The following is a 7,398-nucleotide window of genomic DNA, read 5'->3' as shown; positions in this document are numbered from 1 at the left end:
GGTGATCGACCTGAAGAAAAAGTCGATCACCATGGGTAAAGGATGTTAAAAAGTGTTCACCATGTCCCCGAACACCTGTCAACCATGTCCCCGGACTGTACACCCCAAAGGGGAGAGGGTGTTCAATTCCCCTCTCCCCTTTGGGGAGAGGGTTAGGGTGAGGGGAACACCCCGCACTGAAATCAAAACGCCATCTTCACCGTAAACTGCACTTCGCGCGGGTCGCCAATCTGGTTGCCCAGGTTGTTGGTCGCAATGGACGAGGTGTAGTAGGTTTTATCAAACAGGTTCTTCACGTTCACCTGCAGCGTCACCGGATACTTCAGCTTCATTTTGTAGGCCACAAAGGCATCGGCAACAAAGTATCCCGGCAAATAATAATCCGCACCGTTGGTCGCTGAACGACGGCTCACGCCGTGCCCACCGCCGCCAAGCGTCAGGGTATTCCCGCCGATCGCGTTATGAATGTCGTAAGTCAGGAACAGAGAACCGGTATGACGCGGCACGTTCGGCAGGGGCTTACCCGCGTAGTCTGGATCCTCCAGCACTTTGGCGTCGGTGTAGCCGTAGCTGGCGATAATATTGGTATTCTCAGTCAGCGATCCGGCAAGATCCACCTCCACACCCTGCGAGCGTACGCGGCCAGCGGTTTTGGCGATGGTTTCACCCCCCACGCTTTCGTTGTACAGCACGTTGCGCTTGTGAATATCAAACAGCGCGATATTGGCGGTAATGCCATCGAACAGGTCAAATTTAGCCCCCACTTCGTAAGCATTTGACGTTTCCGGCGGCAGGTCACCAATGTAGCTCGCAATGGACGATTGCGGCATAAACGTCTGGGAATAGTTAGCAAACAGCGAGACGGATGGCGTGAGCTTGTAGACCAGCCCCAGCTTCGGCGTCCACTGTTCGTCGCGGCTGTCGGTATTCACATTGAACGGGCGGCCCTTGCCCGCATACTGGGTGTAATACTGGTAACGCAGCCCGGCAACGGCAATCCACTTATCGGTGAGATACAGGGCGTCCTGCGCGTAGGCGGAGTAGCTTTCCTGTTTGAGTGTCTGGTCGCTATCAGCGGCGGAGACGGTGGTGCATTTGCTGAGATTGCCGTAGGTCGGATGGTAAATATTGAAATCTTTAACGTTCTTACAGCGCATCATGTCCGTACGCAGCAGATCGTAATTCTCATACGACACACCGGTCAGGATCTCATTGTAAAAGCCCGCGATATCCACGTTCCCCTGCAGATCCGCACGCGTACTGTGCATACGCTGAGTCGAGCCCTGGGTTGCATCCACGCGGCGGGTCAGGTTACCCGTTTTGGCGTCATAGGCCATCACGCGCGCCTGGTTATCACTGTATTTATCCTGGCTAAAGCTGTAGTCAAACTTCGCGGTCCACTGGCTGTTAAGACGGTATTCGGCGTTCAGCTGCGCCAGATCGGACTGCCCGTCGGTAACGTTAAACGGCTCGTCAAAGCGGGTTTTACGATCCACGTTTACCGGTTGTTTGGTGTTGAGATCGAAAATGGTTCCTCGATCGAACGGCGTTTTATAGTCGCGATGTGAATAGAGCACGGTCACGGTGGCATCATCACCAAACCAGGTCAACGACGGGGCGATAAAGGTGCTGCGCTCGTTGCCAAAATTACGCCAGTAATCTTCATCCTGATACTCGCCCGTCAGGCGATACGCCAGCCGCGTGCCGTCAATCGGGCCGGTGACATCAATCTGCCCGGTGCCGCCGCCAAAGCTTGAGGAGGTAGCGGAAATTGAGCCGCCGAAGCGGGTTTCCGGGCGTTTGGTAACCACGTTGATCAGGCCGCCAGGATCGAGAATGCCATACAGCGTTGAGGCCGGCCCTTTCAGCACCTCCACGCGCTCGGTCGCGGCATTAAAGCTGCGCGGCAGCACGGTGCGCAGGCCGTTGGTCATTATTGACCCGTCGCGGTTCGCGCCAAATCCCCGGCGCACAAACGCATCCTGCGTACCGCCCAGGGTGTTGGTCTGCACCACGTTGCTGACGTTATAAAGGGCTTCATCAAGCGAAGTAGCGTGCTGATCTTCCAGCACTTTATCACTGACGGTATTCACCACCTGCGGAATATCCAGCATTGGCATGTTGGTTAGCGTGGCGGTGGAGGTGTTAAGCGGCTGATAGCCGTTTGTGGCCTCAGCCACGGCATGGGGATCGGCGGTGACGGTCAGCGTTTCGCCGTCGTTAGCCGTTGCGGTGTCGGCCGCCTGCACCAGCGGTGCCATAAACAGCAGTGAAAAGAGCGCGCGCCCTTTTACCCCAGAGAGAGAAGGTGTGAACGTAGCCATTACATCTGTTTTCCCAAAAGATCCCGCGCATGAAGGGCGCGGAAGAATGTATGAGTCATTGCCCTTAATTGTCTGCTCGTTAGCCGTGTGGCATCGAACATGTAATTGAGAATCATTCAATCATGCGGCAATGTAGTAGTAAATGGAAAAAAGCAAAAATCGGCTACAGCCTGAAACCTCCCGTCTTGATATAAGTGAATTGCATATAATTCATTGAAAAAGCTTAAATAAAAAACAAAAGCGCCGCTGTAGTACCTGTTATTTAACCCTGGTTTTATCAGGGTGTTTATCCCCTTGACTACTACATGGCGCAGCGGCAAACTTTCAAAAGAGAATGAGTTTTATTTTTATTTGTTCGTTTTTTTTATTAAGTTGGCATTCACGTGGCGCACAACACCCATAAACCGGGGCTGGTTCTGGAGAACCTCTCCGCGGGCTATCAGAAAAAAATCATCGTCGATGATATCTCCCTTGCGATCCCCCGGCAGAAAATGACCGTGCTGGTAGGGGCGAACGGCTGTGGAAAATCCACGCTACTGAGCACTATCGCGCGTCTGCTGCAACCACTTGGCGGGGCCGCACTGCTTGATGGCAAAGCCATTCACGAGCAACCAACCAGAGCGGTAGCCCGCCAGCTGGGGATCCTGCCGCAATCTCCGCTGCTGCCGGAAGGGCTGACGGTGTTTGAGCTGGTATCACGCGGCCGTTTTCCCTGGCAAAATTTTATGCGCCAGTGGAGCGATGAAGACGAGCAGGCCGTTGAAGAGGCTCTGCACCTGACCGGTACGGCAGAGTTTGCACATCAGCCCGTCGAAAGCCTCTCCGGCGGCCAGCGCCAGCGCTGCTGGATCGCAATGGCCCTGGCGCAGCAAACGCCCTATATCCTGCTGGATGAACCAACAACCTTTCTCGATCTTCGCTATCAGGTGGAGATCCTCGAGTTGCTGCATACCCTGACCCGCCAGCATGGCCGTACGGTGGTGGTGGTGCTCCACGATCTCAACTTCGCCGTCAACTATGGCGATTCCCTGGTCTTTTTACGCCAGGGCAAAGTCGAGGGGGTATTGCATGAAGGCGACGTCTGCACGCCGGAACTCATCAAAGCGGTGTTTGATGTCGATGTCCATATGTCGGTTAATCCCCTGACCGGTAAGCCGTTCTTTATGCCATTCCGCCAGGCGGCGGAAAAATCATGATGCGAACGTCACTGGCTTTCCTGCTGTTTGCCTTGCTGCTGGTGATGGGCGCGATTGCCCACCTGGGTATCGGTGCGCGTGTCATTGCTCCCCAGACGGTGGTGCAGGCCTTGCTTCATTTCGACCCGCGCAATTTCGATCACAACGTGATTGTCAGATTACGCCTGATACGGCTGGCTGCCGCCATGGTCACCGGGGCGGCGCTTGGCGTGGCGGGCGTGTTGTTACAGTCGGTGATCCGTAACCCGCTGGGCGAGCCGCATATTCTGGGGCTTAACGCGGGGGCGGCGCTGGCCGTGGTGCTGACCAGCGCGCTCGGGTTTACCTTGCCGTTTGGCCGCCCGCTGATTGCCGCTGTGGGTGCCGCCGCGCTGTTTATGCTGGTGTTGACGTTCTCCTCTTCAGGGCGAACCGGCCTCACGCCAATGAAAATTACCTTATGCGGCGTGGCGATGTCGGCGTTTGCGTCGTCGATTACCGCCACGGTGCTGATTCTGGATGAACAGACGCTGCTTGCCATGCGCACCTGGCTGGCGGGAGATCTTGCCGGGCTTAACGCGGAGATCGTTCGCAGCGCATCCTGGGTTGCCGCTGTGGGGGTCGCTCTGGCGCTCTGGCTGTCGCCATCGCTCAATATGCTGGCCCTGGGCGACCGGATGGCGCAGGGGCTGGGCGTGTCGCTGCTCAAAACTCGCCTTTTGGCTCTGCTGGCGATTGCGCTGCTTTGCGGCGCAGCCGTCTCCATTGCCGGGCCGATTGGTTTTATTGGCCTGGTCGTGCCGCAGCTTATCCGCCGTCTGGTGTCGGTGGACTTACGCGTGATGGTGCCGCTTTCTGCCCTGTGCGGGGCGCTGGTGTTACTGCTGGCGGATATCGCGGCCCGTACGCTGTTTACGCCGTATGAGCTGGCCACCGGGATCATGACCGCGCTGGTGGGGGCTCCTCTCTTTATCCTGATGGCATCAAGGATGTTCAAATGAGCCGGGCCGGACTGCGTGCATGGCGTGTCGGGCCGTTTTCCGGGCAGGTACGCCCGGCGGCAGTGGCGCGCGTTACGCTTATCGCTCTAATGGGCATTCTCCTGCTGGGGTTTGGCCTGACGCACGGTTCGCTTCCCATTCCCACTTCCGCCATCGGGCGCGCGCTGTTCTCCGGAGAACCCCTGGAGGCCGATGCGCGCTATATCGTGATGGATATCCGCCTGCCACGGCTGCTGATGGCCATTTTAAGCGGCGCGATGCTGGGCATGGCGGGAGCGGCGATGCAGTCCATCACCCGCAATGGCCTGGCCGATCCGGGGCTTATTGGTGTGAAAGAGGGCTGCAGCGCGGCGGTGCTGCTGCTGATTTTTCAGTTCCCTGCGCTGGGGCTGGCCTGGCGTCCGCTGGTCGGGATGGCTGGTGGCCTCATTACCGCGTTGCTGGTGGTGGCGCTGGCCCGCGATATCTCGCGTCCGCGTTTTATTCTGATTGGGATTGGCGTGTCATGGGCTTTCTCTGCGGCAATGGGGATCTTTATGACTACCGCCGACGTGCGCGATGTGCAGACGGCGATGCTGTGGCTGGCAGGGAGCCTGCACGCGGCAAACTGGACGCTGGTCGGTATCGCCGCAGCCTGGGCGGCCCCGGCGTTTGCGCTACTGCTCTTTACCGCCCGCGCGGCTGACGTGGCATTGCTGGGTAACCACGCCGCAACGGGGCTCGGGGTTCGCACCGCACGATTAGCGCTACTGCGCGTTCTCGCGCCGGTGGTGTTAACGGCGGCCTGTGTCTCCTGCGTGGGGAGTATTGGTTTTGTGGGGCTGATTGCGCCGCATATGGCGCGTCTGGTGATGCGCGGTGGGCAAACCGCGTTGTTGATGGGCAGTGCCGTGCTGGGTGCGCTGCTGGTGCTGCTGGCGGATACCGTCGGGCGGCTGGCATTCCTGCCGTTGCAGTTACCGGCGGGGATTGTGATTTCACTGACTGGCGGACCGTTTTTCCTGCTGCTGCTCTGGCAGCGTCGGGACAGATTTTAGAGGACTATAATGCGCGTACTTGTTTCGATGCTGTTGCTGATAGGGTTTGCGGTGGGTGCGGCGGAGCCGACGCAGACGTTCACTGACGATCTGGGGCGTAAGGTGGAGGTGCCGCTTCACCCGAAGCGGATCGTCTCGCTGCACGACCTGGATATCACCATTCCACTGATTGAGCTTGGCGTACCGCCCGTCGCCAGCCATGGCCGCACGCGCCCGGACGGCAGCCATTTTCTGCGCGCCAGCGGCATGCTGACGGGGGTGGATTTCGATAATTCCGACATCAAATTCATCGGCACGGCGGATATCGACATTGAAGCCATTGCCGCCGCCAAACCCGATCTGATCATCACCGAGCCGACCCGCAACACGCCGGTGGAACAGCTGGAGAAGATTGCCCCGACGGTGAGTATCGACCATCTCGACGGCGGTGCACCGGAGATCTACCGCAAGCTGGCGCAGCTCACCGGTACGCAGGCGCGGCTGAAAATCCTGGAGCGCCGCTATCAGGAACAAATCAAGGCGCTGAAGGCGACCATCGATACGCGCAAAATCACCGTGTCGGTGATTCAGGCTAACCAGGGAAAAATCAATGCCATGCACAGCTACCACTCTTTAGGCCGCGTGCTGCGTGACGCCGGATTTACCTTCCCGCCGCTGATTGAGAGTATCCCGGAAGGGGGACGGATTGACGTCAGCGCCGAACGTCTGCCGGAGCTGGACGCCGATTTTGTCTTTGCCACCTGGCGCGGCGACACCGGGGGTAAACCGCAGGACGAGCTGGCGGCGATGGAGGCGGTGATGCCGGGCTGGTGCCAGTTCCTGAACGCCTGTCGGACCGGCCACTACGTGCTGATTTCACGCGAAGAGGCCATTTCGAACTCCTTCGCCTCTTTAGGGCTGATGGCCGCGCAGGTACAGTCGCAGATTGCCGGGCGGCCATTGCCGGAGGTATCACCGTGATCCGTAAAGAGAAAGGGCGTGTGGATGTTTACGGGGAGCGCTTTCGCGCTCGTGCACATCATCTGACGCCGCGTCTGCTGCAGGTGGCGCGCTACATCAACGAGAACCGGGAAGCGGTGATGGAGCAGACGGCAATGGAAATCGCCACGCTGCTAAAAACCTCGGACGCCACCGTGGTCCGCGCGATCCAGGCGCTGGGTTTTGCCGGGCTGCGCGATCTGAAGCAGACGCTGGAGCAGTGGTTTGGTCCGGTGGTGACATCCAGCGAAAAGATCTCCTCAACGGTCAACACGCTCACCAGCGACGTCAACGCGAGCATCGATTTTGTGCTGGAAGGGCATCAGCACACCTGTGAGGTCTTGTCGCAACCGCACAACCGTTATGCGATGGCGCAGGCGGTGTCGCTGCTGGCACAGGCCAGGCAGGTGGCGATCTTCGGCATTGGTGCCTCCGGCATTCTGGCCGAGTACACCGCCAGATTATTCTGCCGGATGGGGCTCCCCGCCATGCCGCTCAACCGCACCGGGATAGGTCTTGCCGAACAGCTGATTGCGCTCCAGCGCGGCGATGTGCTGGTGATGATGGCGCAAAAATCTGCACACCGGGAAGGACAAACCACGCTGCGGGAAGCCAAACGTCTGGGGATCCCGACGATTTTGCTGACCAACGCTCTGGACTCACGTTTCAGCAAAGAGGCCAGCGTGGTGATCCATGTGCCGCGCGGCGGAGAAAAGGGCAAAATCCCGCTGCACGGTACGGTGCTGCTGTGCCTGGAGATGATTATTTTGTCCGTCGCCTCCACCGAGCCGCAGCGCACCATCAAATCCATGAAGCGCATCAACGAGTTTCATCGTGGGTTAAAGCCGGGGAAGAAGAGCGGTTAAAGCATGCCGGGCGCTCA

Annotated in this window: 6 protein-coding genes; 5 read left to right on the top strand and 1 reads right to left on the bottom strand. The window is 58.5% G+C overall.

The genetic code is table 11. The features are described from left to right. Positions 1-182: 182 nt before the first annotated feature. On the bottom strand, positions 183-2,324 hold the full coding sequence (locus ACOTX3_RS23485; RefSeq protein WP_058678711.1) for a TonB-dependent siderophore receptor: 2,142 nt from the start codon (positions 2,322-2,324) through the stop codon (positions 183-185). Between the two features lie 383 nt (positions 2,325-2,707). Here ACOTX3_RS23485 and ACOTX3_RS23480 point away from each other — a divergent pair, with 383 nt between their 5' ends. From ACOTX3_RS23480 to ACOTX3_RS23460, 5 genes are read left to right on the top strand one after another with little or no spacing between them, the layout of a single operon-like run. Further along, positions 2,708-3,520, top strand: a complete 813-nt coding sequence (locus ACOTX3_RS23480; protein ID WP_023621861.1) for an ABC transporter ATP-binding protein — start codon at positions 2,708-2,710, stop codon at positions 3,518-3,520. Further along, complete coding sequence (locus ACOTX3_RS23475) at positions 3,517-4,500, top strand: FecCD family ABC transporter permease (protein ID WP_038983470.1); 984 nt, start codon at positions 3,517-3,519, stop codon at positions 4,498-4,500. Before ACOTX3_RS23480 ends, ACOTX3_RS23475 begins: the two co-directional genes overlap by 4 nt. Beyond that, on the top strand, positions 4,497-5,537 hold the full coding sequence (locus ACOTX3_RS23470; protein WP_127869099.1) for a FecCD family ABC transporter permease: 1,041 nt from the start codon (positions 4,497-4,499) through the stop codon (positions 5,535-5,537). The genes ACOTX3_RS23475 and ACOTX3_RS23470 overlap by 4 nt, the downstream gene beginning before the upstream one ends. Before the next feature lie 9 nt (positions 5,538-5,546). Next, positions 5,547-6,497: an iron-siderophore ABC transporter substrate-binding protein gene (locus tag ACOTX3_RS23465; RefSeq protein WP_045293715.1), complete on the top strand. Its 951-nt coding sequence runs from the start codon at positions 5,547-5,549 to the stop codon at positions 6,495-6,497. After that, complete coding sequence (locus ACOTX3_RS23460) at positions 6,494-7,381, top strand: MurR/RpiR family transcriptional regulator (RefSeq protein WP_029883032.1); 888 nt, start codon at positions 6,494-6,496, stop codon at positions 7,379-7,381. Before ACOTX3_RS23465 ends, ACOTX3_RS23460 begins: the two co-directional genes overlap by 4 nt. Positions 7,382-7,398 lie beyond the last annotated feature (17 nt).

It is taken from the genome of Enterobacter cloacae complex sp. IR5384, assembly GCF_049237265.1.
Lineage (GTDB): Bacteria > Pseudomonadota > Gammaproteobacteria > Enterobacterales > Enterobacteriaceae > Enterobacter > Enterobacter cloacae.
The sequence above is the reverse complement of the archived record's forward strand: the minus strand, read 5'-3'. Positions and strand labels throughout refer to the sequence as shown.

Coding starts and splice junctions, on each gene's coding strand:
- ACOTX3_RS23470 (WP_127869099.1), top strand. CDS start 4,497: ATGAGCCGGGCCGGACTGCGTGCATGGCGTGTCGGGCCGTTTTCCGGG.
- ACOTX3_RS23465 (WP_045293715.1), top strand. CDS start 5,547: ATGCGCGTACTTGTTTCGATGCTGTTGCTGATAGGGTTTGCGGTGGGT.
- ACOTX3_RS23485 (WP_058678711.1), bottom strand. CDS start 2,324: ATGGCTACGTTCACACCTTCTCTCTCTGGGGTAAAAGGGCGCGCGCTC.
- ACOTX3_RS23475 (WP_038983470.1), top strand. CDS start 3,517: ATGATGCGAACGTCACTGGCTTTCCTGCTGTTTGCCTTGCTGCTGGTG.